The organism is Flavobacterium sp., assembly GCF_013823965.1.
Classification (GTDB): Bacteria; Bacteroidota; Bacteroidia; order Flavobacteriales; family Flavobacteriaceae; genus Flavobacterium.
This window is the reverse complement of record NZ_PNNA01000101.1, coordinates 87,419-114,115: the sequence shown is the minus strand read 5'-3', so window position 1 is coordinate 114,115 and position 26,697 is coordinate 87,419. Positions and strand designations below refer to the sequence as shown.

The window sequence follows — 26,697 nt, the reverse complement described above, 5'->3', positions numbered from 1 at the left end:
CTAAAGAAGAAATAAAAAGAATTGCTAAAATAAAAACGGTTTGATGACATTTTGTTATGGTTTTTTTGCTAAATTTCTTTGCGAATGTATAAATATTTTTTTGCTAACCAAAAAAAAATACTGATTTTATCGAACAAAAAAAGAATTCTCAATATAATTTGTTTTTAATTGTATAATCATTAAAAATGAAGTCTAAAAATTACAATTAAGCAACGGCACTTGTGGGAGTTTATTGGCTTTAAGTTTTTTTATTGGAATCCAAATTTAGGAATCCAAAGCATTCGAAAGCCACTTTTTCCCTTCAGAAATTCGGGTAACCATCATCGAGGCAACCAAATCGCCATTGGCATTCAACAAAGTGGCCATTGGATCGACCAAGGTTCCAACAATCATGGCTGCCGGCAAGGCTTGTTCCATGGGGAATCCATAAACGGTTATGGCCAAAACTTCGCCAATATAACCTCCGTTTGGAATTCCGCCTTCCACCACCGAAACAATTACGGTGATTCCCAATGCCAAGAGTAAAGTGCTTGGTTCTGTAAAATCTTTGCCAAACATGGCAAAAATAACTGCTATTTTTATGATTGATGCCGTTGATGATCCGTCTTTGTGCAAAGGTGCGCCAAGCGGAATAACGATGTTACTAATGTGGCTCGGGATTTTCATTTCATCGGCAGCTTCCAAATTTGCAGGAATTGTGGCAATACTGCTGCACGTTCCCAAGGCGGTCAATGAAGGCGTGATATTATTTTTCCAGAAAACGGCAAGTCCATTTTTTCCTCCAGCCATAAAGGCGTACAAGCTAAAAAATACCACAAAATAGAAAGCGCAAACTGCATAATACAATCCTAATGGTTTTGCGTAAGTACCAAACAATTGCGGTCCAAAAATTCCCACTTGATACGCAAAATAAGCCCCTAAACCTATTGGAGCCGCTTTCATGATCAAATGCAATAATTGCTTCATCACTTCGTCTCCTGATTTGAGGAAATTTTTAAAATCTCGTCCCCTTTCACCAGATTGCAAAGTGGCAAATCCTATCAAAAAGGAGAATAGTATCAAGGCCAACATGCTTTTTCTGGACAACAATTCAGAAAAATCATTGGCAGTAAGCAACTGCGTGATTTGTGAACCGGCAGTTCCGGATTGAATGTTTTCCAATGGGATTTTCGAGATAATGATGTCTTGATGAATTGGAAACAACAAAACTCCCAAGATCATTATTATGGCAGACACAAGAACGGTTCCCAAAAAAACGCCTATCATTATGCTGAATAATTTTCCCAATTTTTCCGTTTTTTCCAAAGTGGCAATCGAAGACGAAATCGTGAAGAAAATCAACGGAATGATTGCCGTGAACAACAAGTTTAGAAAAATATCGCCCAAGGGTTTTATCACTTCGACTCCTTTTCCAAAAATCAATCCCAAAATGCTTCCAGCCAAAATTCCTCCCAAAAGCAATAAAATACTGCTGTAGTTCTTCAAGAAACTACCCGATGTCGTGTCTTTTATCTCCATTATTTATAAAGTTTACGGTAAATATAGAAATCTATATGAAATTGACAATGATTATAAAAAAACAATAAATCAATATTTTTTCTGTTTACTTTTGCAACAAACAAAAAGACAATGTCCATAGAAGTAAATAACATTTCGAAAAGTTACGGTGTTCAAAAAGCATTGGACAACATTTCGTTTGCTGTTAAAAAAGGAGAAATCGTAGGCTTTCTGGGGCCAAATGGTGCCGGAAAATCGACTTTGATGAAAATATTGACCACTTATATTGCTTCCGATGAAGGTTCGGCAAACGTAAATGGATTTGACGTTGACTCGCAGGCCAAAGCCGTGCAACAATCTATTGGCTATTTGCCCGAGCATAATCCTTTGTATTTAGATTTGTATGTGAGAGAATATTTGGCTTTCAATGCCGATGTTTATAACATTGCCAAAACCCGAATTGAAGAAGTGATTCAATTGACAGGTTTATCCAATGAAAGTCACAAAAAAATAGGACAATTATCCAAAGGTTTTCGCCAACGTGTAGGTTTGGCAAATGCTTTGTTGCACAATCCCGATGTTTTGATTTTGGATGAGCCAACAACCGGATTGGACCCAAATCAATTGGTCGAAATCAGGAACGTGATAAAAAACGTGGGGAAAGACAAAACCGTTTTCCTTTCGACGCATATTATGCAGGAAGTGGAAGCCATTTGCGACCGAGTAATCATCATCAACAACGGAAAAATTGTGGCCGACAAGAAACTGGACAACTTAATCTCGGCAGAAGCAACACAAATTATCGAAGTGGAATTTGACAATAAAGTAGAAGAACAATTAATTGCCAAAATCGAAAACCTGACTTCCTACAAGAACAGGCAAGACATGATTTGGGAATTGACATTCAATGCCGACAAAGACATGCGGCCTGCCGTTTTTGATTTTGCCAATGCCAATGGTTTGAAAACACTTCAACTCAACCAAAAGAATAAAAATCTGGAAGCCGTTTTTAGGGAAATTACGAAATAAATAATTTTAGTTTTTATTCGTTTCCTTTTAAAACCTTATGTATTGTTTTAATCCAGTCGTCCAATTCTGTCGAATCGGTTTGAATGGCAACACTGTTTGCATTGTAAGGCTGGTACTTCTCTACGTTAGTAACCGAAAACAGCCCAATTGTTGGTATTTGGGCAGCACTTGCCAAATGCATCATTCCACTATCGGCTCCTATAAAAACTGCAGTATTTGAAAAAAAAGCGGCTATTTCTCGAATATCTTTACTGTAAAAAGTGGGCGCTTTAAAACCTATTTGAGACACATTTTCGATTGGCAAAACTTCCAAAAGATTGTAATCTGTAAACTCGATTTGCATCTTTTCATAGAACTTAGCCCACCACTCTACCGAATAACACTTTGCTCCCGTTGCAAAGGTAAACAGGCAAATTGTCTTTTTATCGGGACTTACCAATTGATCTAAAATCTCTTTTCCGGCGGTTTTTTCATCATCGCCCAATTGAAGCAATAAAGACGGAACTGGGCTTTCATTTTTTGGAATCCCAAGTTGTGCCAAATAACTTCTTAAATTATAAACGGGATACTTGGCTATATGACTGTAATCGTCATATTGGGACTGGACATCTTCACCAGCTTCTCCAAAAAACTTGTAGGTTGCATTTGCCAACTGGACAGACAATCTTCCGGAAGAAGAATCCTTGTCAACATTAATGGCCAGATCATAATGATTTTTTTTGATCGAAATCCATCCCTTTAAATACGCGGATAATTCTTTAAAATGCTTCTTGGGAAGTTTAATTATTTGTCCAATACTTTCATAATTTTCGAAAACTATTGGAGCCAAATTTCCTTTTACAAATAAATCAATTTTACAATTGGGGAACGTTCGATACACTTCTTGAACGAGCGGCGTGATTAAGAGCAGATTTCCCAATCTGTGGTTTGGCCTAGAAATTAACACCCTTTTTATTTGGTTTGGATCTATTAATTCTAATTTTTGACTTTGATTGGATTTACCAATATTACCCGTAATGCTTCGCATCAAGGATCTTCTGAATTGGTTTATTTTCAGTGTTAATTTCATATTTTTAAATAAAGTAAATGCTTGTACGGTCCAGAAAACACAAATAAAACTCCATATTTCCTTAAAACAGCTAAATTACTACATTCTAATCAAATTTTGAGCATCAAATCCGTTTTTGATTTTACCAATGCCAATGGTTTAAAAACACTGCAAACCAACCTAAAAAATAAAAATTTGGGAGCAATTTTTTAAAGCAATTACGAAGTTGGTGCAAAAAAAAGTCCTCACCAATTTTAAAAACCCGTGAGGACTGATTGAAACAAAATTGCTTTGATTTCTAAAAAACCTTGCTCGCTATTTGTCTAATATTTTCTGATTTACCCATAGAATAATAATGCAAAACAGGAACGCCGGCAGCTTTCAATTCCATAGATTGTTGGATAGCCCATTCAATTCCCACTTGCCTGATATCAGCGTTGTTTTTGCATTTTTCGACAGCTTGAATTAAATCTTCCGGCAAGTCGATTCTGAAGATTTGTGGTAAAATTTGCAAATGTCGCTGTACTGCAATGGGTTTGATTCCCGGGATAATTGGCACGGTGATTCCTATTTCTCTGGCTTTGGCAACAAACTCGAAGTATTTTGCATTGTCAAAAAACATTTGGGTAACCACATAATCAGCACCGGCATCTACTTTTTCTTTCAATCTTTTCAAATCCGAAATCAAGGAAGGAGATTCCAAATGTTTCTCGGGATAACCGGCAACGCCAATACAAAAATCAGCCTTGTTGTCAATGTGCATTACATCGTGTAAATACTTCCCTTGATTCAATTGGTAAATTTGTTTTACCAAGTCAACCGCATAATTATTGCCGCCTTCTTTTGCCACAAAAGATTGCTCATCTTTCATTGCATCGCCACGCAAAGCCATTACATTGTTGATTCCTAGATAATGACAATCGACCAATAAATACTCTGTTTCTTCTTTTGTAAATCCTCCGCAAAGCACGTGAGGAACTGTGTCAACAGAATATTTATGTTTAATGGACGCGCAAATTCCCAAAGTTCCAGGACGCATTCTGGTCAATTTCTTGTCCAATAATCCGTTGCCTTTATCCACATAAATATATTCTTCACGCGAAGTTGTCACGTCAATAAAAGGCGGTTTGAACTCCATCAACGGATCAATATTATCGTATAATTCCTGAATACTTTTCCCTTTTTGTGGCGGAATAATTTCAAAGGAAAATAATGTTTTCCCTTTTGCTTCTTCTATATGTTCTGTTACTTTCATTTTATTGGATTTTGGGTTTTGGGTTTTGGGTCATAGGTAAACCTTATACCTAGAACCCTAAACCTAAAACCTTTTTTTAATCTGCTATATTAGGATTTAACCATTTCAAGGCTGTTTCCGTTGGGATATTTCTTCGTTTGGCGTAATCAATTACTTGGTCTTCTTTTATTTTTCCGAGGCCAAAATACTTGCTTTCCGGATTTCCAAAATAATATCCAGAAACGGAAGAAGCCGGCCACATCGCCATACTTTCGGTCAAGGTCACTCCGATTTCCTTTTCCACATTCAGTAATTTCCAAATGGTTGGTTTCTCTAAATGGTCTGGACAAGCCGGATAACCTGGTGCTGGACGAATTCCTTCGTAAATTTCCTCAATCATTGCTTCGGTGCTCAGGTTTTCGTGTGCGGCATATCCCCAAATTTCCTTACGGATTTTTTCGTGTAAATATTCGGCGAATGCTTCTGCAAATCGGTCTGCCAATGCTTTGACCATAATCGAATTGTAATCATCCAAATCCTTTTCGAATTCCGCTGCCCATTCGTCAACACCAAAACCGGTGGTTACACAAAATGCGCCCATATAATCGACCACACCATTATCTTTTGGCGCAATAAAATCGGCCAGTGCAATGTTCGGTTTGCCTTTTGATTTTTGGGCTTGTTGACGCAAAGTCAAGAAGGTCTGCAATGGTTTTCCGTTTTCGTCTGTCAATTCAATATCATCATCGTTGACCTGATTCGCCGGAAAAATACCGTAAATTCCTTTGGCTTGTAATTTCTTTTCTTTTAAAATCACTTCCAACATGGCTTGAGCATCTTCAAAAACAGAAGAGGCTTGTTCGCCAACCACTTCATCCGTCAAAATTGCTGGATATTTCCCAAACAATTCCCAAGTCCTGAAAAATGGCGTCCAGTCGATGTACGGAACCAAAACTTCCAAATCCACTTCAATCACTTGTTCGCCAATTACATTTGGTTTTACGGGAGTAAAATTAGCCCAATCCAATTGTAATTTATTTTTACGGGCATCTTCAATACTCAAGAAATTCTTGTCACGTGAACGATTCAAGAACGATTCCCTAAACGCATCATAATCAGCTCGAATGTCGCTGGTATATTTTTGACTGTTGTCGTCCAATAAATTTCCGGCTACCGTAACGGCTCTCGAAGCATCGTTTACGTGAATCACTGTTGATTGATATTGAGGCGCAATTTTCACGGCAGTATGTGCACGCGAAGTGGTTGCTCCACCAATCATCACGGGGATTTTCATTCCTCGTTTATCCAATTCCTTGGCGAGATACACCATTTCGTCCAAAGAAGGCGTGATTAATCCACTCAAACCAATAATATCCACTTCGTGTTCAATGGCTGCTGCAATAATTTTTTCTGGCGGAACCATAACTCCAAGATCGATAATTTCATAATTATTACAAGCCAAAACCACCGAAACGATATTTTTTCCAATATCGTGAACATCGCCTTTTACGGTTGCCATCAATATTTTTCCGTTTCCTTCTTTGTCGCCCACTTGCTTTGCTGCTTCAATAAAAGGCAACAAATACGCCACGGCTTTTTTCATCACTCGTGCCGATTTTACCACTTGAGGCAAAAACATTTTCCCTGAACCAAACAAATCCCCAACGACATTCATTCCTGCCATCAAGTTGATTTCGATTACTTCTATTGGTTTTGTTGCGGCTAGTCTTGCTTCTTCCACATCCAGTTCTATAAAGGCATCCACACCTTTAACCAAAGAGTGCGTTATCCTTTCCTGAACGGTTCCCAAGCGCCATTCCTGAATTTCTTTTTCGTTGCTTTTGACATCGCCTTTTACATTTTCGGCAAAATCCAACAATCTTTCAGTGGCATCATCACGACGATTCAAGATTACATCTTCCACGTGTTCCAACAAATCTTTTGGAATTTCGTCGTAAATAGAAAGCATTTCCGGGTTTACAATTCCCATCGTCATTCCATTCTTAATGGCGTGATACAAGAAAACCGAGTGCATCGCTTCACGAACCACGTCATTTCCTCTAAACGAAAACGAAACGTTACTCACACCGCCGCTTATGTGTGCGTGTGGCAAATTTTCCCGAACCCATTTGGTTCCCCTGAAGAAATCCAAAGCATTCAGGCGGTGTTCTTCCATTCCGGTTGCCACTGGAAATATATTCAAATCGAAGATGATATCCTGTGGCGGAAAGCCCACTTTATTAACCAAAATATCATACGAACGTTGACAAATTTCTATTCTACGTTCGTAATTGTCGGCTTGACCTACCTCGTCAAAAGCCATAATAATGGCGGCGGCTCCGTAACGTTTGATCCATTTGGCGTGATGAATAAATTGCTCCTCGCCTTCTTTCAAGGAAATAGAGTTTACGACGCATTTTCCTTGAACGACCTTCAAACCGGCTTCAATAATATTCCATTTCGAGCTGTCAATCATAATCGGCACACGCGAAATATCTGGTTCGGCTGCGATTAAATTCAGGAATTTGACCATTGCATATTCGCCGTCCAGCATTCCTTCATCCATATTGACATCGATGATTTGTGCGCCGCCTTCTACTTGCTCTTTGGCAATGCTTAATGCTTCTTCGTATTTTTCTTCCTTGATTAATCGAAGGAATTTTCTGGAACCGGTAACATTCGTTCTTTCTCCAACATTGACAAAAACGCTTTTGGGCGTAATGATCAAGGGTTCTAATCCCGATAATACCAGATTTCTTCTTTTTTCTGCCATTTTTTTTATTTTTTTGCCACAGATTCACAGATTTTATTTGTGAATCTGTGGCTATAATTTAGACGCGATAAATCGCATCTCCTTGATTACATTGTTGCCGTCGAAACCCTCGGTTTATACTCCTTGGCAATATCGGCAATCAATTTGATGTGTTCTGGGGTTGTTCCGCAACAACCGCCTATGATGTTTACTAAATTATCTTCAAGATAGCTTCGTATTTGGGCTTGCATTTGCTCTGGTGTTTCGTCGTATTCTCCAAAGGCGTTTGGCAATCCTGCATTGGGATGTGCTGAAACGTTAAAAGATGTATGCTGTGACAAAGTTTGCAAATAAGGTTTCAACAAATCCGCTCCCAAAGCGCAATTAAAACCAACACTCAACAACGGAATATGCGAAACCGAAATCAGGAAAGCTTCCACCGTTTGTCCGGAAAGTGTTCTTCCCGAAGCATCGGTAATGGTTCCTGAAACCATTATTGGAATATCGATATTACGTTCTTCTTTCACTTCTTCGATGGCAAAAAGTGCTGCTTTGGCATTCAAGGTATCAAAAATAGTTTCTACCAAAAGTAAATCGCAACCTCCATCAATCAAGGCTTCGACTTGTTGTTTGTAGGCAATGCGCAAATCGTCGAAAGTCACGGCTCTGTAACCTGGATCATTCACGTCTGGCGACATACTGGCTGTTCTGTTTGTTGGCCCGATGGAACCGGCAACAAAACGAGGTTTGTCTGGATTTTTAGCGGTGAATTCATCGGCTACTTCACGAGCCAATTTTGCCGATTCGTAGTTGAGTTCGTAAACAATATCTTCTAAATGGTAATCCGCCATACCAATGGTGGTTCCCGAAAAAGTATTGGTTTCTACGATGTCGGCTCCGGCTTCAAAATACAGGGCGTGCACGGCTTTGATGGCTTGAGGCTGCGTCAAGGACAACAAATCGTTGTTGCCTTTGAGCGAATGTGGAAAATCCTTGAAACGTTCTCCCCGGAAATCTTCTTCGGAGAAATTATAGCGTTGCAACATCGTTCCCATCGCTCCGTCGAGCACGAGAATTCGTTTTTTGATTTCTTCTTGAATGTTTGGCATTTTTCAGTATATTTAAACTAACTAACCCTGTCAGGGTTTTGTGCCTTGACAGGGTCGTAAAATTATATTTGTTATGTGGAAAGGGAGAAATTTTCTCGTGGTTATCTTTTCCCGATGAATCAGGATAGAATGTAGCACCTTTTTCGGTGAAAATGAATAGGTTGCTAAGCTTTCGTCGGGTCTATTCCCTCTGGCTTTCGTGATAACAATCAATAAATGTATGAACACTGCAAAGTACGTACATAGCGCGATTAATTGCAAGTATTCAAGGTATATTTTATTGTTTACCCTTTAAAGATTGGGTAATTTCGTTCATTTTATCGACTTTTTCCTGAAAATCGCCTTTTAGGGTTTTGCGGTATTCGTTCAGGTTTTCGACCATTTTGTTAACATCTTCCGGAATAACTTCTTCAAAAAATTCGCGTAATCTTTTGGCAGTTGTTGGTGATTTTCCATTGGTTGAAATGGCAATTTTCACGTTTCCTTTGGTCACGATTCCACCCAAATAATAGTCGCACAAAGGAGGTGTGTCGGCGATGTTGCAAATCAGGAATCTTTTTCGAGACAGGTCATAAACCTTTTTATTGACTTTTAAATCATCGGTGCAAGCGATGACCATATGTCGTTTTTTCAACATTTTTTTCTTGAACTTCGCTTGGGTTAATTTTACCGAGGGATGTTTTTCGACCAATGCTTCCAATTCAGGCAAAAACCTGGTCGCCACTACCTCAACATTGGCGTTTGGACTGGATTTGAGCATAAAGGTCAGTTTTTCCAAGCCCACGTTTCCTCCTCCAACAATGAGAACATTGAGTTGGTTTAGTTTCAGGAAAATTGGATATAGTTCGTTCCTCCCCCCAACCCCCTCCAAAGGAGGGGGAGCCGAGGCTTGAATATTGGAGTTTGAATCGTTTTTTTTCATTTTATTTTTTCTACCTGAAAATGACCTGTTGAAACTTGATAATCTATTATTTTTTCCCTTTCCAAGCTCCCTCTCCTTTGGGGAGGACTGGGGTGGGGATTATTCTCTGGCGCAAACTTTATTGGAAATATATTCCTTGTAAATTCCTTTTAATTTATTACGTTCTTTCACGACTTCGCCAATGACGATTATGGCTGGCGAACTCAAATTGTTGTCTTTCACCACTTGTGAAATGGTGTCTATGGTTCCAAAACCTACTTTTTCGTTGGGCATTGTACCGTTTTGAATGATGGCAACGGGAGTTTCTCCTTTGGATTCGTTTTGAAAAAGTGTCACAATTTGTTCCAATTTACTCATTCCCATCAAAATTACAACAGTTGCCGTAGATTTTGCTGCCAAAGCTACATCATTTGATAATTTATGGTCAGATGTTGTGCCTGTAATAACCCAAAAACTTTCGGAAACGCCTCTTTTTGTCAAAGAAATTCCCTGATTGGCTGGAACTGCAATTGAGGATGAAATTCCGGGAATAACAAAAGTTGGAATTCCAAAACTCAGTATGTATTCAATTTCTTCGCTACCACGACCAAAAATGAAGGGATCGCCTCCTTTTAGTCGCACTACATTGCCATAAGTTAGTGCATTATCAACAATTAATTGATTGATTTTCGCTTGCGAATATTCGTGACAGCCTTTTCTTTTTCCAACAAAAATTTTGATAGCATTTTTAGGAGCATAGTCCAATATTTCTTCGTTTGCCAAAGCATCGTACAAAACCACATTGGCTTGAGCAAGTGCTTTTGCACCTTTGATAGTGAGCAAATCGGGATCGCCCGGACCTGCTCCTACTAAAGTTACTTTGGGTTTTACGATATTATCCATTTGCTAAATCTTTTGTTCTATAGCTTTCAATATTTTCGAAAAAGGCAATTCCTTCTTGAATGTATTTTTGGGCAAATTCCTCTGAAGGCTCGTTTTTATTAATTTGGTACACCAAATCTTTGAAAGACGAATTCAACGCAATTTTGTTGTTTTCCACAAAAACAGTATCGAATAAATCGATAATTCCTGCGTGTGCATTTGTTTTTTGATTTTCGGCAAGCAATAACGCTTTGGCACCATTTACAAATCCTGCATAAGTTAAATAAATAGCATCAGACCATTTTTTTTCTACTAAAGCTTCGTGTGCGAAAGTCAATTTATCTTTAGCTTCGAAAATTAAAGTAGCAACCAAATCAATAACTACACCCGCACATTCGCCTACACCAATCGCTTTTACATAATTATCGGCATTTCCCCAATCGACAAAATCTTCATCTGTTAGATTGTCAATTTCCGAAAGAGGTTTCAATAATTCGAAGAAATAAGTTTCGCCTTTGGCATCGTAATAATCTAAAAATTTAAGCCCGTTGGCATTCGCTTCGAAATCATTCAAAATAGCACGCAAAGCTTCTGGACCTCGACGACTAGGAATTTTGATTACTTTATCGGCAAATCTTCCTTGACCATTTCCTAAATTTCCTCCACCCAATAACACTTGAAGTGCCGGTGCAACTAGCTTTCCAGAATTGATTGACATTCCTTGAAAACCAATTTCGGCCATATTGTGTTGCCCGCAAGCATTCATACAACCACTGATTTTTATGGTAATGTCATTATTGCTATGGTATTGCGGATATTCGGCAGCCAAAACTCTTTCTAGCTCTGTTGCAATTCCTGTGCTGCTTGCAATTCCAAGATTACAAGTATCGGTTCCTGGACAAGCTGTGATATCGGCAGTAGAATTGTATCCTAAAGTCACGAATCCAAGTTTTTCTAATTCTTGGTAAAAAAAGACTAAATTGTCTTGTTTTATGTTACGAATAAGAATGTCTTGTCTTAGTGAAAAACGCAATTCATTGGCACCATAATTTTTAATCAAATCGGCCAATAATCTAGCTTTGTCTGTATAAAAATCGCCTACAGGAACTTTGATTCCAATGGCAACATATCCTGCTTGTTTTTGTTGAAATACATTCGATTTTTTCCAAATTTCGAAAGCTTCTTTATCTGCAATTTCTACTTTTGGAGCTACCAATAAAGGTTCTGGAATTGGTCCATCAAATGCGGTGGTGTCAATTTCGAACGATTGGCAAGACAAGGCTTTTTTCTCTTCATCAACCAATTTCAAAAAGGCTTCAGCCCCTAAATCTTTGATCAAGAATTTCATACGTGCTTTCAAACGTCTCGATCTTTCTCCAAAACGGTCAAATACTCTCAAAATTCCTTCGGTAGTTGGGATAATTTGATTTACAGGCACAAATTCCGATAACAATTCGGCGTGCTGTGGCTGAGAACCTAATCCACCACCCAACATTATTTTGAATCCTCTTTCGCCATTGACAATTTTTGGAATAAATCCTAAATCGTGCAAATAACTCAAAGCGGTATCTTTATCCGATGACGAAAATGATATTTTGAATTTACGTCCCATTTCCTGACAAACTGGATTTCTCAACAAAAATTGGAATAAAGCGTGTGCATAAGGCGACACATCAAAAGGTTCATCAGGGTCGATTCCTGCATTTTCGCTGGCTGTTATATTTCGAACGGTGTTTCCGCAAGCTTCACGAAGAGTAATATCGTCTTTTTCTAATTCAGCCCAAAGTTCAGGCGTTCTGTCTAAACTCACAAAGTGAATTTGGATATCCTGACGCGTGGTAATGTGCAAACGACCTCTTGAATATTCGTCAGAAACTTTTGAAATTCGCATTAATTGTTCGCTCGTTACTTTCCCGTAAGGCAATTTGATACGAATCATTTGAACGCCTTCCTGACGTTGCCCATAGATTCCGCGAGCCAAACGAAGGCTGCGAAAACGTTCGTCATCAATTTTTCCATCACGAAATAAAGCGATTTTTCTCTCTAAATCGATAATGTCTTTTTGTACAATTGGGTCTTCTATTTCGGTTCTAAAACTTTGCATAATTTCTATTGTTGTCGTTGTTGTTGGTTGTTTTGTTGGTTTAGCAGTTTTATTTACACTATTAACTATTGTATAAATCCAACTCCTGCTGTTGTATTGGTCGCCACGTCTATCAAAATAAAAGCGCCATTTGATTTGTTGTCGTTGTAGGCGTCAAAATATAAAGCCTTGCTTAATTTAATGCTCACTTCTCCAATTTCATTGATTGCTAATTGAGTTGCCGGAGTTGAACCCGAATAATCTGTGGCAATCACGTTTTTCACGCTTTCAATTTTGGCCAAAACTCTATTGGTATTGTGCTGTATCAAATATTTTGTTCCTGCAACCAATTTTTTGCTGTCCATCCAACAAATGGTGGTGTTGATGTCTTTTTCAACTCTTGGAAGCTCACTTGATTTTACAATCATGTCGCCTCTGGTCACGTTGATGTCATTTTCCAATTCCAAAGTAATGGAAGAACCTGCTGTCGCTTCGTCAAATTGTTGGTCAAAAAAGTGGATATTGGTCACTTTCGATTCGGTCAAAGAAGGAAGTACGGTTACTGCATCGCCCACTTTAATATTGTTTCCGTATAATTTTCCGGCATAACCTCTAAAGTCATGATATTGTTCCGTTTTTGGCCTAATCACGGTTTGAACAGGAAAACGAGCTTGCCCGTTATCATAAACATCTTTGGATTCCAATGCTTCCAAGTGTTGCAGGATCGTTTGCCCGGTGTACCAAGGCATTTTTCCCAATGTTTCCACCACATTGTCTCCCGTCAAAGCACTCAACGGAATGTAGCTCACGTTTTGTTCTTTGTAGGCACTTTTTGCATTCAAAGCTTGAAAATCTGCTTTGATTTTATTGAAAACTTCTTCTGAATAATCAACTAAATCCATTTTATTGATGGCTACAATCACATCTTTTACCCTCAATAAATTATTGATAAAAAAGTGACGGTAGGTTTGCTCAATAACTCCTTTTCGGGCATCAATCAAGATGATGGAAACTTGTGAAGTCGAAGCTCCCGTAACCATGTTTCTGGTATATTCCACGTGACCCGGAGTATCGGCAATGATGTAACTTTTTTTCGCAGTGGAGAAATAAATATGCGCTACGTCAATCGTGATTCCTTGCTCTCTCTCGGCAACCAAACCGTCGGTGGCCAAGGAAAAATCGAGGTAATCGTATCCTTTTTGCTTGCTGCTTTTTTCTATTGCTTCAATTTTGTCGGTAGTCAATGATTGTGTGTCGTACAACAATCTTCCAATTAATGTGCTCTTTCCGTCATCTACACTTCCTGCTGTTGCTATTTTTAAAACTTCCATATTCTTTTTCCCCACCCCGACCCTCCCCAAAGGGAGGGAGACGAGTCTGGTATGTTTTTATAAATTAATATTTTCTTTTTTATTTAGTCTGCTTTTTTTCAAAACTCAAAACCAACACTAATCCTGTTTCAGCTCCCTCCTCTTCGGGGAGGGCTGGGGTGGGGATTAAAAATAACCTTGTTGTTTTCTTTTTTCCATCGCAGCTTCAGAACGTTTGTCGTCTATTCTGGCTCCTCTTTCGGAAATGGTGGAAGACCTGATTTCGCCAACAACTTCAGCAATTGTCGCCGCATAAGATTCAACGGCAGCAGTACAACTCATGTCTCCAACGGTTCTAAAACGAACAATTCTTTCTTCAATCTCTTCGTCTTCTTCTTGATAAACGAATGGCGAATGCGACCAAATCATGCCGTCTCTCAAGAATACTTTACGTTTGTGCGAAAAATAAATCGATGGAATTTCGATTTGTTCTTGTTCGATATAACTCCAAACATCTAATTCTGTCCAGTTCGAAATTGGGAAAACACGAACATTTTGTCCATTTTCGATTTTACCATTCAATAAATCAAATAATTCCGGTCTTTGATTTTTTTCGTCCCATTGACCAAAATCATCACGAACCGAAAAAATACGCTCTTTGGCTCTGGCTTTTTCTTCGTCGCGACGCGCACCACCAATACAAGCGTCAAATTTGAATTCTTCGATGGCGTCCAAAAGCGTAGTGGTTTGCAAGCTGTTTCGGCTGGAATATCTTCCAGATTCTTCCACCACTTTGCCTTCGTCTATGGCATCTTGCACATTACGAACAATCAATTCCAATCCTAATTCAGCAACTAATTTGTCTCTAAATTCGATGGTTTCAGGAAAATTATGCCCTGTGTCGACATGCAACAATGGGAAAGGAATTTTTGCAGGGAAGAATGCCTTTTGTGCCAAACGCACCAATGTTATGGAATCTTTTCCACCAGAGAAAAGCAATACCGGCTTATCAAATTGAGAAATTACTTCTCTGAATATGTAAATCGCTTCGCTTTCTAAAGCATTTGTTTTTAATATGGAACTCATTATTTTTAGTTTAAAAATTTAAAAGTTTAAAGTTTAAGGTTGTTGTAGCCTCACTAAAATCTCGTAAACTATTATTATTTATTCTATTCTCTTTTATTCTAATTTCTAACTTCTGAACTCTAACCTTACTTCTGGTGCAAACCACATTCTTTATGACTGGATTCCCACCACCATCTTCCGGCTCTTATGTCTTCATCAGGAGTAATTGCCCTGGTACAAGGTGCACATCCAATACTTACAAATCCTTGTTTATGCAGTGCGTTTTGGGGCACGTTATTTTTTTCCAAGTAATCTTCGACTTCTTTCAAGGTCCATTTTAACAATGGATTAAATTTTATGATTTCGAATTTTTCGTCGTATTCAAAAAGAGATAAATCATTTCTGTTTTCGGATTGTTCCGCTCTTAAACCCGTAATCCAAACGGAATTCCCTTTCAAGGCTTTGGTCAAGGGCGCCACTTTTCGAATGAAACAACATTCTTTTCTGTTTTCGACTGAATCGTAAAAACTGTTGGGGCCTTTAGTTTCCAATAATTTTTCCACTGCCGAAGCTTCAGGAAAATAGACTTTAATTTCTTTCTTGTACTTTTTTAAGGTCTTGTGAAAAACGTCGTAAGTTTCCTGAAACAAACGCCCAGTATCCAATGTAAAAATGGTAATGGGCAAATCGTTTGTGGCAATTAATGCGGTTATCACTTGGTCTTCTTGCCCGAAAGAGGTTGAAAAAACCACTTTATCTTTGTATTCATTGGCCAAAAAAGACAACGTTTCCTCGATGGAGAATCCTTTAGTTTTTTCTGACAAAGTCTGTGTTAGTGTTGCACTCATTATAATAATTTTGACAATGTTCTTAAACTCAAAATAATAATTAAGATTCCAACGATAATCATCATTGGTTTTCTTTGGATTTTATTCACCAAAAAAGCGGCAAGAGGTGCGGCAATAACGCCACCCATAATCAATCCTATTATCACTTGCCATCCGCTTATTCCACCAAAAATCATAAAAGTTACACCACTGGCAAAAGAAACCGCGAACTCCGCTGCATTCACTGAACCAATGGTATAGCGAGGATTTCTACCTCGTCCCAACAATGTCGACGTGACAATTGGCCCCCAACCGCCTCCGCCAACGGAATCCATGAAACCTCCAAAAGAAGCTAAAAGATCTAGTCTTTTTGTTTTCTTTTTTACAATATTTTTCACCAATGCTTTTTTAATAATAATAAAAGCCAGCACCATCATATAAACGGCAATAAAAGGTTTTATTACGTCTCCATCGATTACATCAGCCAACAAATAAGCACCTGTAATTGACCCTAAAACGCCCGGAATCAAAAGGTGTTTTACCAGTTTTTTATTGATATTTCCAAATTTGTGATGCGAAATTGCCGATGCTCCCGTAGTAAACATTTCGGCAACGTGAACTCCCGTGCTACTCACTGCCGGAGGAACTCCATAAGCTAATAAAAAGGAGGTGGAAGTCGCTCCATAACCCATTCCTAACGTTCCGTCGACCAATTGGGCAAAAACGCCAATTGCAAAAAACACCAAAAACTCTTGGTTAAATCCCGCCAAGAAATTATTCCAAGTGAAATCAGCATAATGATTGTATATTAAAACTGTCAATAATACCAAGATCAAAAATACCGGGACAAAAACCCAAAGTCTCTTGGCAAACGAACTATTCTGCATTACCCCTACAGTATCGTTAAAATTTTTTACAAATCTCTTAATCATTATTTTTATGTTTTTTATTTTCAAATCCATTACCCCATCGGGATAGTAGATTAAGTTTGCAAAAATACTATATAATTCTAAATATAAAAACTATATTTGATTTTTTTATTGTTAAAGTAATTCGAAACGAATCCTAAAACGCGGAGAAATAGGCAATTTAATGCTGGCCGGAGAAAAAAAACCTTGATTCCCGAAATACGGAATGCAAGGTTTGGCTTACTTCATTTTTAATCTTGGTGAAGTTCTTTTAAATTCTGTTGGAAGGGTGGCGAAAATAGTTTTAACAAACTACCACCTAACAATTAATTACTTTAGTTTTTAATAAATGATATTACCGCCTTTTCATCTTTCTTGAGGTTTGTTTTCAAATCAAAAGTCCTGTCACTGTCAATAATTTTGATTGATGTAGTATTGAATCCTACTTTGCCTTCCGTTACGGCTTCAATCTTGAAAACAGTTTGAGCGTTATCTAAAGTTACGGTAAATCGTTTGATTTTTTTCAAAACTGTATAATTGGACAAAATAAGTTTTCCGTTTTGATACAAATTAATGACATCTCCGTCCTCTGACTCGGCGTCGAAAATGTCAAGAAAAACCTCGTTGGAATTTGCAAAAACATTCAAATTTTGGTTCTTCAACAAATTATTAACTTTCAAATTGTCGACAAGAGTTGTAGTAAACACTTCTTTCTTTTTTTGTTCGTCAATTTTCTTGCTGCTTTTTATTTTATTTTCAATTTTGTTCAGAATTTTATAAATTTTTTCAGAACCAACTAAAGCTATTGTACCGTCAATGCAACTGGTTTTATTTTTATACAATCCTTTAAAATTTCCGTCAATTTTAGTAGAATTGTCGGCCAACTTAATTTTGCCCTCAAAATTTATGAAACAAAAGCTTTTTTGGGAAAAATTAGATTTTGTATACAATATATTGTCTTCCTTAAATTTTAATATTTTGGTTTTCAAATTATAAACACCCGAAATGGAGTTTTTCGTCTCATTGTCGCCGCCTAAATCCGTTACGGAATAACCACTTATCAAACCTGCATTTATTTCAAAAAAAAGTCGGTAGCTTATAGCTGTTTTTGAATTACCGTTGAGTTTTAAAACCCCAAAATATTCGTATTTGTTTTGACCATAATTAGTTAAAAAAAACAAAACAAAAAATAAAGTAGTAAAAATCCTCATGTAATAATTTATAATGTATACATTTACAAAGATAAACCTTAAAAATTTAATTATTATGAATTTTAGAATTTTACTTTCGATGTTTGCGCTACTATTGTTTTCATCTTTTCCGATGTATGCATCTTTCCCAGTAGAGAACGCATTAGTTAATGGATCTAGTCAAACGACAATTTCTCAATCAACTGTAGAACCAACTCTTTCTTCTCCTGCTGCCGTGGGTTCAGGAAAAAGCCAAATCGTTGCTTTGGTACTTGCATTAGTGGTTGGAGGACTTGGAATTCACCGTTTTTACCTTGGATATATCTGGCAAGGTGTTGTTCAATTGCTTACTTTAGGAGGTTTTGGAATTTGGGCGTTAATCGATTTAATAAGAATTATCACTGGAGATTTGCAACCAAAAGACGGAAGTTATTCAGAAACTCTTTAATACAAAATGATCAAAGTCGTAGTGTTGTAATACTATGGCAGAGATTGTTGACAATTAAAAAAAGCCCCTTTCATCACAATGAAAGGGGCTTTTAATTTGTATTCTTCTCTGAACAAAACCCTTAAAAAGAAATATCAGCCAAAGAATTATTTTCCAATATCATCAGGGTATTGTCGCGTACTTCCGTCATTAATTTGTGCACCGAACATTTTGCTTCATCGACACAATCATCGCATTTTTCGTAGAAATTATGGCTCACGCAAGGCAATAAAGCTATTGGTCCTTCAAGAGTACGGTACACATCGGCCATATTGATGTCTTTGGGGTCTTTTATAAGATAATAGCCACCGCCTTTTCCTTTTTTGGCTCCAAGAAAACCAGAATGTCGCAACAACAATAAAATACTTTCAAGAAACTTTATGGAAATATGCTCACTTTTTGCTATTTCGGCAATTTGAACAGGAGTTTTATCTACTTGGTGAGCCAAGAAAGTCATTGCTTTTATTCCGTATTTTGTTTTCTTTGAGAGCATTATAAAGATTTATGATTTTTGAATTGAGATTAACGATTTTTGAATTAAAAAATCAAGAAATAAACATCTCTTTTAACAACAATAAAAGTATGGTTTTTAATTGAAAAATAATGAATAATTTATAATTGTTATTGGTTTGCAAATCTGCAATCTAAAATCGTTAATCATCAATCTAAAATCTTATGACAAAGCCTGCTTCAAATCGGAAATTACGTCGGCCACTGTTTCCAATCCTACGGAAACGCGCACCAAACCATCGGTAATACTCACTGCCAAACGTTCTTCGACAGACAATTTGCTGTGTGTTGTTGATGCTGGATGCGTTACAATGGTTCTGGTATCTCCTAAATTCGGTGATAACGAACACAATTTTATTTTATCCAAGAAAGCTCTTCCTGCTTCAATTCCTCCTTTGATTTCAAAAGCCACGATATTGCCGCCCAATTTCATTTGTTTCTGGGCGATTTCATATTGTGGATGCGATTTCAAGAACGGATATTTTACCTTATTTACGTTGGGATGTTGTTCTAAAAACTCGGCTACTCGTAAGGCATTTTCGCAATGTCTATCCAAACGAATCGCCAAAGTTTCTAAACTTTTAGACAATACCCAAGCATTAAACGGTGATAAAGAAGGCCCAGTCAATCGTGAAAACAAATAGATTTTTTGAATCAATTCGGCATTACCAACAGTGATTCCGCCCAAAACTCTACCTTGACCATCCATTAATTTTGTGGCTGAATGCACTACCAAATGCGCTCCCCACTTTATGGGTTGTTGCAAATAAGGCGTGGCAAAACAGTTGTCGATAATCAAAATTAAATTGTGTTTTTTGGCAATTGTACCTAACAATTCCAAATCAATAATATCTACCGCTGGATTCGTAGGCGATTCAGCAAAAAGAATTTTGGTGTTTGGTTTGATAAAACTTTCAATAGTTTCCGGTTTGTCAATGTCAAAATAGGAAGTTTCAATTCCCCATTTTGGAAAATAATTGATAAACAAAGAATGTGTCGCGCCAAAAACACTTCCTGCCGAAACAATATGATCGCCTGAATTCAACAAAGCAGCCAAGGTGGAATAGACCGCAGCCATTCCGGATGCAAAAGCAAATCCTGCCGCCGCACCTTCCATTTGGCAAACTTTATCCACAAACTCGTTGGTGTTTGGATTGCTGTAACGACTATAAATATTTCGCTCTTTCTCTTCGGCAAATGAGGCACGCATATCTTCGGCATCCTCGAATACAAAACTGGACGTTAAGTACAAAGGCACGGAATGTTCTAAATATTGGGTGCGTTCTAATTGATTGCGGATGGCTTGGGTTTCAAAACCAAATTCTTGTTCGTTCATTGTGCTGTTGTTTGTTGTTTTTAGGTGATGGTGATGATTTTAGTTTTTGGCTAATTCCAGTCCATTCAAAACTACTTTATAATGTATCGTTGCCGTTGGTTCCACTGTTTTGGTAACCGAGCAATATTTTTCGAAAGATAGTTGGGCGGCTTTTGCTGCTTTGTCTTCCTTGATGTTTCCTTCCAGATAAAAAACCACGTAAATATCCTTGAATGGTTTTGCTTCGCCCACTTGAACGCGCTCGCCTTCGACCTCAGCCTTGAAAGAAGTAATTTCTTGACGTTGTTTTTTCAAGATGGAAATCATGTCGATTCCGCTGCAACCGGCAACTCCCATTAGTATTAATTCCATTGGACTTGGCCCCATGTCGTTTCCTCCAAAATCAGGACGCGCATCTACATTTACAATATGTCCACGCTCGTTTTTCAATTCGAAATGGAAGTTTTCATTTACTCTGTCTAATGTTATTTTCATTTTTTATTTTATTTAAATCTGAATTCAAAAATCGTTAATCAGAAATCCATAATCTTACCCTTTATCCGACAATCTCAACAAATCTCCAAAAACACCTCTCGCCGTCACTGCCGAACCTGCGCCAGCTCCTTGAATTACGATTGGACGATCACCATAAGATTCTGTATAAATTTCGAAGAAAGAATCAGAACCTTTCAAGCCGCCCAAAGCCGTATCCGAAGGTACGGAAACTAATTTTACTTCGAGATTTCCTTTATCATTTTGTAAATCTCCCGACAATTCGCCAATGTATCTTAAGACGTGATTTGGTTCTTGTGCTGCCTTAATTTTGTCATAAATCGGATCAAATTCCTTTAATTTATGCAAGAAATCGGAAACATTTCCTTCACGCAAATGTTCCGGAATAAGGTTTTGAATGCTGATTTCTTCGAATTCGTTTTGCAAATCCAATTCTCTAGCCAAAATTAATAATTTCCTGCCCACGTCGTTTCCACATAAATCTTCTCTTGGATCGGGTTCCGTGTAACCGTTGTCGATGGCTTCTTTCAGGATTTCGCTGAATGGAACATCTTTTGCCGAAAAATTATTGAATAAATAACTCAATGTTCCCGAGAAAACTCCTTTTATTTTGGTGATGTTTTCACCCGAAAGATGCAATAATTTGATGGTGTCTATCAATGGTAATCCTGCGCCAACATTGGTTTCGTACAAATAATTCTTTTGGTTTTCCGCCAATACTTTTCGCAAGTCTTTGTAAAACTTGTAACTCAAGGTATTTGCCACTTTATTGGACGAAATCAAGTCGAAACTTCCTTCTGCCAACGGAATGTAATTTTCAACAAATGTTGCACTCGCCGTGTTGTCGATGGCAATCAAGTTCTCCAAGTGGTTTTCATTGGCGAAAGCAATAACATCATCAATGGTATAGGAGAAACCGTTGGTTTGAATCTCGTTTTTCCAATTCGGCGAAACACCGTTTTTGTTTAAAAGTAAATTTTTGGAATTGGCAATCGCAAAAACATTCAATCGAATGTCTTTTCGTTTTTCGATGGCCGCTGCCGATTCCAAAATTTGGTTAATCAAAGTTCCACCCACCAATCCGTGACCGAAAATGGCAATATTGATTTTCTTGGAAACTCCAAAAATTTCTCCGTGAATCACGTTCAATGCTTTGTGCAGTTGCGCTTTTTTGACTACTAAACTCACGTTTTTTCCCGTTACCGTATTGTTGAAAAGAATCGGCACGACTTTATTTTTAATCAAGGCCGTGTACGGTTTATGAAAAGTGCTCAAATCTTGACCAATAATCGAAATCACCGAAACATCGTCGGTAATCGAAATTTTGTTGACGTCTTTCGAATAGAAATCATTTTCAAATTCTTTCTCCAATTCAATCATTGCTTTGGTCGCTTTATCAGCGTTGACCACAAGCCCAATTCCTCTTTCAGACGAACCTTGCGAGATGATGCTCACACTAATGTCATTGTCGCCCATAACCCTAAAAATACGGGCATCAACGCCTGTTTTTCCCAACAATCCTCTTCCTTCCAAGTTGACCAACGACACATTTTCGAGAACCGAAAGTGTTTTGATTCCTTCTTTATTGGATTTTGAAGTGATTAATGTTCCTTGATTTTCGTGGTTAAAAGTATTTAAAATTCGCAACGGAATATTTTTTTCCAACAATGGAATAATGGTTTTGGCGTGCAAAATGGTTGCTCCAAAATTGGCAATTTCATTCGCTTCGTTAAAAGACAAACGATCGATTTTCTTTGCGTCGGGAACTAAATCTGGGTTGGCCGTGTAAATTCCGTCAACGTGTGTATAATTTTGAAGTTCTTCGGCATCGAGGTAATTCGCAATCAGCGAAGCGGTGTAATTACTGCCGTTTCTTCCTAAAGTCGTGGTGTCGTTATTGTTGTTCGAACCAATAAAACCGGTAATAATATTTACGGTATCGCAGTTTTGTTTGAAATAATTGATGACATTTTTCTTGGAAACTTGTTCCAATGGTTGGGCATCACCAAATTTCGAATCCGTTTTTATTAAGACTCTTGAATCAGTGAAGTGGGCGTTTATTCCTTTTTTGGTTAAAATGGAAGTCAATAATTTTGCCGAAAGCAATTCGCCTTGGGATAAAATTTGGTCTTTAATTTTGTTGCTGTAATCGCCAATTAGGCTTACTCCTTCAAAAAGTTTGTCCAAAACTTCAAATTCCACGGACAAATCAATCTCTTGGTATTCGCCATTTTGCACTTTTTTGAAACTTTCAAAAGGCGTTTTGTAATCTCCATTTTTAGCGGCAATTTCCAAAATTTCTTCCAGTTCGTCTGTTGCATTTCCTCTTGCCGAAACCACAACGGCAATTTCCTCGCCTTGATTGACTTTATTTTCGATTATCGAAATGACTTTGTTTATTCCTTCTCCGTTGGATAAAGATTTACCCCCAAATTTTAATACTTTCATCTGTTCTATATGTGTAATGCTTAAAAAATGTCCTTAAGCAAATTGTCTAATTGTTCATATTCTATCAAAAATGCGTCGTGTCCGTGGATGGATTCAATCTCTCCGTAAGAAACGTTTTTATTCAATTTTTTTAATTCTTCGAAGGTTTCCCTATTCTCGTTGGCCGTAAAAAACAAGTCTGAATTGATGGCAATGATGTGAATGTTGGTTTCAATTCTGGAAACAATTTCTTCGAATGAATCGCTGTTTCTGGTGACGTCAATGGTTTTCAGTAATTGGTTCATCATACGATAAGCCGAAAGTTGAAAACGTTTTTGCAATTTTTTCCCGTGATGATTCAACCAACTTTCCACATTAAAAATAGCCAATTCTTCATTCGTTGTTCGTTGGAATTTGGCCTTGAAAGATTCCGGTGTTCGATAACACAACATAGCGTGAATACGAGCATCTTCAATGGGTTTTGAAGAATTATTCAGGATTTGTTCTTGCAAAAAACAATTGGCAATCAACCAATCCGTAGCTTTCCAATCCGTGGCAATCGGGATTAAATGTTGGGTGATTTTTGGTTCCAAAGCGACCATTTCCCAAGCAATTCCTCCACCAACGGAACCTCCTATAATGGCATATAGTTGTTGGATTTTAAGACTTTCGATTCCTGCAAGAAAAAGTTTGGCAATGTCTCTTGCATTAAAATCCAGGTAATTTTCTATCAAGACGTCATCGTAACCATTTCCTGGAACGTTGAAAGCCAATATGGTATATTTAGTGGTGTCGATTGTTTTGTTTTGACCAATAAGACTATTCCACCAACCTTTTTCACCGATTACTTGGGAATTTCCCGTCAATGCATGATTCACCAAAACAATGGGAGCAGCATTCAATGCTGGCCCAAAAACCTGAAAACTCAAATTTAGGGATGCGTAAAAAGTGCCACTTTCGGTGGTGAAATTTGGTACTGTAATAGATGTTGGTTTATTTTCCAATGTCAAATCTTTTGTAATTTTTTGATTTGTGTCTGGAAATATTAAAAAGAAAGCTAGAAGTAAACTAGCAGAATTCTTGTTGTTATCTTTTCCCTATTAATTGGGATAGAATGTAGCACCTTCTTCGTTTGCAAAGGGTTGCTAAGCTTTCATCGGGTCTATTCCCTCGAGCTTTCTTTATAACATTTCAATACGTTTGTGAACTTAAAGGCACAAATTAACCACTATTTTTTTAAACAACCAAATTTTACTCCAGTTGGTTTTTGCATTAAAAATTAAAACAGCACCGGAAAGAGTCCATAAACAGACTCCCGCCGTTGCTTGTTTTACAATTTATTTTCCTTTCAATCTGATTTTTTTTAGATAAAAAGGGTTTCATTTTCTTCAGCATACATTTGATGAAACAAAGAATTGGGTACTTTCCCTGAAACTTGTTTTAAATTGATGCCAAATTTGGTATGCGTAAATTCAAAATCGTCTAGATTGGCAGTATTCCCCTTTGTCCCCAGATTTAAACTTTTAAGAAACTGAATTGCTTTTGAAATATATTTTAGTGTTTTCATGCTGTTTTATTTTTAGATGTTCTTCTTTTTTATTTTAAAACATATTGAATTCAGTTTCCCCAAGTCCAAATATGTTGCTTTTTATACTTTTAAATTTTCGAAAACGGCCAGTAAATCGGCTTTCAAGTCTTCTATGTCTTCCAGTCCAACCGAGAGTCTGATCAAATCCTTGGTAACTCCTGTTGCGACTTGTTCTGCATCTGACAATTGTTGGTGCGTTGTGCTCGCCGGATGAATAATCAATGATTTGGTGTCTCCAATGTTGGCCAAAAGTGAAAACAACTTCGTTTCATCGGCCACTTTCTTGGCGGCTTCAAAACCTCCTTTAAGGCCGAAAGTTAGCAAACCGTTTTGCCCTTTAGGTAAATACTGTGTTGCCAAATCGTAATATTTACTGGATTTTAATCCAGGGTAATTGACCCAGGAAACTTGGTCTTGACTTTCTAACCATTGGGCCAAAGCCAATCCGTTTTCGCTGTGCTTCTTGACGCGGACTTGCAAAGTTTCCAATCCCTGAATAATCTGGAAAGCATTGAATGGACTCAAAGCTGCTCCGTAATCCCGCAAACCTTCGATTCTAACTTTGGCAATGAAAGCGGCATTCCCTAGTGCTTCGTGATAAACCAATCCGTGATACGCTGCTGATGGTTCCGTAAACTCCGGAAATCTTCCACTGCTCCAATCGAATGTTCCTGCATCAATAACCGCGCCACCAAGGGAAGTTCCATTTCCGGCAATGTATTTGGTCAAGGAGTGAATCACGATATTGGCTCCGTGTTCGATAGGGTTTAGCAAATAAGGCGAGGGAACCGTGTTATCTACAATAAATGGGACTTTAAATGCTTTGGCTTCCGCCGAAATGGCTTTCAAATCCAAGACGTCTAATTTTGGGTTTCCTAAACTTTCTGCAAAGAACACTTTGGTGTTTTCTTGGGCTGCTTTGGTAAAATTGGACGCATCCGATGGATCTACAAACGTGGTCGTGATTCCCAATCTAGGCAAAGTGGCGCTCAACAAATTATAAGTTCCACCGTACAAACTGTTGGAGGCCACGATATGATCGCCCGTCTTGAGTAAAACCAACAGCGAAGTTGCAATGGCTGCCGTTCCCGACGCGGTAACAACTGCGGCAATTCCGCCTTCGAGAGCTGCTAATCGTTGTTCCAGAATATCATTTGTTGGATTGTTTAATCTGGTGTATATAAATCCCGCTTCGGCAAGACCAAATAAATTGGCTGCATGATCGGAATTATTGAATACATAAGAACTAGTTTGATAAATTGGTACCGCTCTGGTTCCTGCTGTTTTAGTAACGTCGTGACCTGCGTGTAATGCATTTGTTGCAAATTTTAGTGTGCTCATAATATTTATTTTAGATTTTAGATTTATTTGTATTTAATTTTGAAATATTCTTGTGCTTTAGACTTAAAAAACAAAAAACCCTTTTAGACGCATATCCAAAAGGGTTTCAAGTTTGTTAAACTTATACTTTCGGAATCAACAGACGCAAATACACATCATAGCCTTTGAACAAATCATCGATTTGACATTGCATGTGTTCATTTGTTTTTGCTTTAAGTTCTTCATGGTAATATTAGTTTGTGATTGATTCAAAAAAAAAAGCCTCCCATTTTGTGGGAGGCTTTTGCTATATCATTTTAAATTTAAATTTAAGCAATAAACGACCCACAGGAATTGTCCTGCATCGATTTGGAAATATTGCAAACATTAAAATTCATTTTTTTCTTTTTGTTGGAACAAATTTGCGAACTAATATTTAGAAATCCAAATAATTATAAAAAAAATAACAATAAAGTAATTTAGTGTTAAAAAAGGTCAGCCAATCCAAAAAATGACTATTCGAATTTTTAACATCAAAAAAAAGTTAAGTTTAATTTAGAATTCAAAATGGTTTCATACATTTGCACCCTAATAAAAGAGGAAAAATTTGAACTGATTGCAACCTCTTCATAATGAAATGAATTCATTGTGAATGCTGAAAAATTTTCAGTAGAAAAAATGCTAAAGCAGAAACTCTTCTTT

The 26,697-nt window shown here is 37.6% G+C and carries 22 protein-coding genes and 2 riboswitches; of the genes, 2 read left to right on the top strand and 20 right to left on the bottom strand.

Annotated elements, in window-relative coordinates; translation table 11 throughout:
• Positions 1-264: 264 nt before the first annotated feature.
• Positions 265-1,518, bottom strand: coding sequence for a dicarboxylate/amino acid:cation symporter (locus tag C0430_RS12480; RefSeq protein WP_290870729.1), 1,254 nt, complete (start codon positions 1,516-1,518; stop codon positions 265-267).
• Between the two features lie 111 nt (positions 1,519-1,629).
• On the opposite strand from C0430_RS12480, the gene gldA reads away from it, so the two are divergent.
• The gene (gldA, locus tag C0430_RS12475) at positions 1,630-2,526 is read left to right on the top strand and encodes a gliding motility-associated ABC transporter ATP-binding subunit GldA (protein ID WP_290870727.1); all 897 of its coding nucleotides are present in this window, start codon (positions 1,630-1,632) and stop codon (positions 2,524-2,526) included.
• Between the two features lie 13 nt (positions 2,527-2,539).
• Here the strand turns inward: gldA and C0430_RS12470 are convergent, their stop codons facing one another.
• The 12 genes from C0430_RS12470 to C0430_RS12415 form a co-directional block, all read right to left on the bottom strand.
• Positions 2,540-3,595, bottom strand: coding sequence for a glycosyltransferase family 9 protein (locus C0430_RS12470; RefSeq protein ID WP_290870725.1), 1,056 nt, complete (start codon positions 3,593-3,595; stop codon positions 2,540-2,542).
• 277 nt (positions 3,596-3,872) lie between these two features.
• Positions 3,873-4,829: a methylenetetrahydrofolate reductase [NAD(P)H] gene (metF, locus tag C0430_RS12465; RefSeq protein WP_290870723.1), complete on the bottom strand. Its 957-nt coding sequence runs from the start codon at positions 4,827-4,829 to the stop codon at positions 3,873-3,875.
• Positions 4,830-4,905: 76 nt separating this feature from the next.
• Complete coding sequence (gene metH, locus C0430_RS12460; RefSeq protein ID WP_290870721.1) at positions 4,906-7,581, bottom strand: methionine synthase; 2,676 nt, start codon at positions 7,579-7,581, stop codon at positions 4,906-4,908.
• Between the two features lie 86 nt (positions 7,582-7,667).
• Entirely contained in the window at positions 7,668-8,669 is a 1,002-nt protein-coding gene (locus C0430_RS12455; protein ID WP_290870719.1) for a homocysteine S-methyltransferase family protein, read from the bottom strand.
• 98 nt (positions 8,670-8,767) lie between these two features.
• A riboswitch (SAM riboswitch) is annotated at positions 8,768-8,878 on the bottom strand.
• 68 nt (positions 8,879-8,946) lie between these two features.
• Positions 8,947-9,591, bottom strand: a complete 645-nt coding sequence (locus C0430_RS12450) for a bifunctional precorrin-2 dehydrogenase/sirohydrochlorin ferrochelatase (RefSeq protein ID WP_290870713.1) — start codon at positions 9,589-9,591, stop codon at positions 8,947-8,949.
• Positions 9,592-9,690: 99 nt separating this feature from the next.
• Complete coding sequence (gene cobA, locus C0430_RS12445) at positions 9,691-10,473, bottom strand: uroporphyrinogen-III C-methyltransferase (protein ID WP_290870710.1); 783 nt, start codon at positions 10,471-10,473, stop codon at positions 9,691-9,693.
• Complete coding sequence (locus C0430_RS12440) at positions 10,466-12,556, bottom strand: nitrite reductase (protein ID WP_290870706.1); 2,091 nt, start codon at positions 12,554-12,556, stop codon at positions 10,466-10,468. Before C0430_RS12440 ends, cobA begins: the two co-directional genes overlap by 8 nt.
• Positions 12,557-12,621: 65 nt before the next feature.
• Positions 12,622-13,866, bottom strand: a complete 1,245-nt coding sequence (locus C0430_RS12435; protein ID WP_290870703.1) for a GTP-binding protein — start codon at positions 13,864-13,866, stop codon at positions 12,622-12,624.
• Positions 13,867-14,031: 165 nt separating this feature from the next.
• A complete protein-coding gene (gene cysD / locus C0430_RS12430) occupies positions 14,032-14,931 on the bottom strand; it encodes a sulfate adenylyltransferase subunit CysD (RefSeq protein ID WP_290870696.1) in 900 nt (299 codons plus the stop codon).
• Positions 14,932-15,056: 125 nt separating this feature from the next.
• The gene (locus C0430_RS12425; RefSeq protein ID WP_290870694.1) at positions 15,057-15,758 is read right to left on the bottom strand and encodes a phosphoadenylyl-sulfate reductase; all 702 of its coding nucleotides are present in this window, start codon (positions 15,756-15,758) and stop codon (positions 15,057-15,059) included.
• Positions 15,758-16,669 (bottom strand): sulfite exporter TauE/SafE family protein, encoded by a 912-nt coding sequence (locus C0430_RS12420; protein WP_290870691.1) that lies wholly within the window; start codon positions 16,667-16,669, stop codon positions 15,758-15,760. Before C0430_RS12420 ends, C0430_RS12425 begins: the two co-directional genes overlap by 1 nt.
• Positions 16,670-16,980: 311 nt before the next feature.
• Positions 16,981-17,856: a hypothetical protein gene (locus C0430_RS12415; protein WP_290870689.1), complete on the bottom strand. Its 876-nt coding sequence runs from the start codon at positions 17,854-17,856 to the stop codon at positions 16,981-16,983.
• Between the two features lie 55 nt (positions 17,857-17,911).
• Between C0430_RS12415 and C0430_RS12410 the strand changes: the two genes are divergently transcribed.
• Positions 17,912-18,283, top strand: coding sequence for a TM2 domain-containing protein (locus tag C0430_RS12410; protein ID WP_290870686.1), 372 nt, complete (start codon positions 17,912-17,914; stop codon positions 18,281-18,283).
• Between the two features lie 121 nt (positions 18,284-18,404).
• Here C0430_RS12410 and C0430_RS12405 read toward each other — a convergent pair whose 3' ends face one another.
• The 7 genes from C0430_RS12405 to C0430_RS12375 all read right to left on the bottom strand — a co-directional run bounded on the left by C0430_RS12405 (position 18,405) and on the right by C0430_RS12375 (position 26,016).
• A complete protein-coding gene (locus C0430_RS12405) occupies positions 18,405-18,815 on the bottom strand; it encodes an Rrf2 family transcriptional regulator (protein ID WP_290870684.1) in 411 nt (136 codons plus the stop codon).
• A gap of 180 nt (positions 18,816-18,995) precedes the next feature.
• A complete protein-coding gene (locus C0430_RS12400) occupies positions 18,996-20,168 on the bottom strand; it encodes an aminotransferase class I/II-fold pyridoxal phosphate-dependent enzyme (protein WP_290870681.1) in 1,173 nt (390 codons plus the stop codon).
• Positions 20,169-20,207: 39 nt separating this feature from the next.
• Positions 20,208-20,642 carry an OsmC family protein gene (locus C0430_RS12395; protein ID WP_290870678.1) on the bottom strand — a complete coding sequence of 145 codons (435 nt, stop codon included), beginning with the start codon at positions 20,640-20,642 and terminating at the stop codon, positions 20,208-20,210.
• 54 nt (positions 20,643-20,696) lie between these two features.
• Positions 20,697-23,108, bottom strand: a complete 2,412-nt coding sequence (thrA, locus tag C0430_RS12390; protein WP_290870673.1) for a bifunctional aspartate kinase/homoserine dehydrogenase I — start codon at positions 23,106-23,108, stop codon at positions 20,697-20,699.
• Between the two features lie 20 nt (positions 23,109-23,128).
• Positions 23,129-24,091, bottom strand: a complete 963-nt coding sequence (locus C0430_RS12385; RefSeq protein ID WP_290870670.1) for an alpha/beta fold hydrolase — start codon at positions 24,089-24,091, stop codon at positions 23,129-23,131.
• A 79-nt stretch (positions 24,092-24,170) separates the two neighbouring features.
• Positions 24,171-24,277: riboswitch (SAM riboswitch) on the bottom strand.
• A gap of 173 nt (positions 24,278-24,450) precedes the next feature.
• Positions 24,451-24,654 (bottom strand): hypothetical protein, encoded by a 204-nt coding sequence (locus tag C0430_RS12380; protein WP_290870667.1) that lies wholly within the window; start codon positions 24,652-24,654, stop codon positions 24,451-24,453.
• Positions 24,655-24,735: 81 nt separating this feature from the next.
• Positions 24,736-26,016: an O-acetylhomoserine aminocarboxypropyltransferase/cysteine synthase family protein gene (locus C0430_RS12375; RefSeq protein ID WP_290870664.1), complete on the bottom strand. Its 1,281-nt coding sequence runs from the start codon at positions 26,014-26,016 to the stop codon at positions 24,736-24,738.
• Positions 26,017-26,697: the final 681 nt, after the last annotated feature.

Excerpts from the sequence above, each read along its gene's own strand:
- C0430_RS12480 (WP_290870729.1), bottom strand. The coding sequence starts at position 1,518 with ATGGAGATAAAAGACACGACATCGGGTAGTTTCTTGAAGAACTACAGC.
- gldA (WP_290870727.1), top strand. The coding sequence starts at position 1,630 with ATGTCCATAGAAGTAAATAACATTTCGAAAAGTTACGGTGTTCAAAAA.
- C0430_RS12470 (WP_290870725.1), bottom strand. The coding sequence starts at position 3,595 with ATGAAATTAACACTGAAAATAAACCAATTCAGAAGATCCTTGATGCGA.
- metF (WP_290870723.1), bottom strand. The coding sequence starts at position 4,829 with ATGAAAGTAACAGAACATATAGAAGAAGCAAAAGGGAAAACATTATTT.
- metH (WP_290870721.1), bottom strand. The coding sequence starts at position 7,581 with ATGGCAGAAAAAAGAAGAAATCTGGTATTATCGGGATTAGAACCCTTG.
- C0430_RS12455 (WP_290870719.1), bottom strand. The coding sequence starts at position 8,669 with ATGCCAAACATTCAAGAAGAAATCAAAAAACGAATTCTCGTGCTCGAC.
- C0430_RS12450 (WP_290870713.1), bottom strand. The coding sequence starts at position 9,591 with ATGAAAAAAAACGATTCAAACTCCAATATTCAAGCCTCGGCTCCCCCT.
- cobA (WP_290870710.1), bottom strand. The coding sequence starts at position 10,473 with ATGGATAATATCGTAAAACCCAAAGTAACTTTAGTAGGAGCAGGTCCG.
- C0430_RS12440 (WP_290870706.1), bottom strand. The coding sequence starts at position 12,556 with ATGCAAAGTTTTAGAACCGAAATAGAAGACCCAATTGTACAAAAAGAC.
- C0430_RS12435 (WP_290870703.1), bottom strand. The coding sequence starts at position 13,866 with ATGGAAGTTTTAAAAATAGCAACAGCAGGAAGTGTAGATGACGGAAAG.
- cysD (WP_290870696.1), bottom strand. The coding sequence starts at position 14,931 with ATGAGTTCCATATTAAAAACAAATGCTTTAGAAAGCGAAGCGATTTAC.
- C0430_RS12425 (WP_290870694.1), bottom strand. The coding sequence starts at position 15,758 with ATGAGTGCAACACTAACACAGACTTTGTCAGAAAAAACTAAAGGATTC.
- C0430_RS12420 (WP_290870691.1), bottom strand. The coding sequence starts at position 16,669 with ATGATTAAGAGATTTGTAAAAAATTTTAACGATACTGTAGGGGTAATG.
- C0430_RS12415 (WP_290870689.1), bottom strand. The coding sequence starts at position 17,856 with ATGAGGATTTTTACTACTTTATTTTTTGTTTTGTTTTTTTTAACTAAT.
- C0430_RS12410 (WP_290870686.1), top strand. The coding sequence starts at position 17,912 with ATGAATTTTAGAATTTTACTTTCGATGTTTGCGCTACTATTGTTTTCA.
- C0430_RS12405 (WP_290870684.1), bottom strand. The coding sequence starts at position 18,815 with ATGCTCTCAAAGAAAACAAAATACGGAATAAAAGCAATGACTTTCTTG.
- C0430_RS12400 (WP_290870681.1), bottom strand. The coding sequence starts at position 20,168 with ATGAACGAACAAGAATTTGGTTTTGAAACCCAAGCCATCCGCAATCAA.
- C0430_RS12395 (WP_290870678.1), bottom strand. The coding sequence starts at position 20,642 with ATGAAAATAACATTAGACAGAGTAAATGAAAACTTCCATTTCGAATTG.
- thrA (WP_290870673.1), bottom strand. The coding sequence starts at position 23,108 with ATGAAAGTATTAAAATTTGGGGGTAAATCTTTATCCAACGGAGAAGGA.
- C0430_RS12380 (WP_290870667.1), bottom strand. The coding sequence starts at position 24,654 with ATGAAAACACTAAAATATATTTCAAAAGCAATTCAGTTTCTTAAAAGT.
- C0430_RS12375 (WP_290870664.1), bottom strand. The coding sequence starts at position 26,016 with ATGAGCACACTAAAATTTGCAACAAATGCATTACACGCAGGTCACGAC.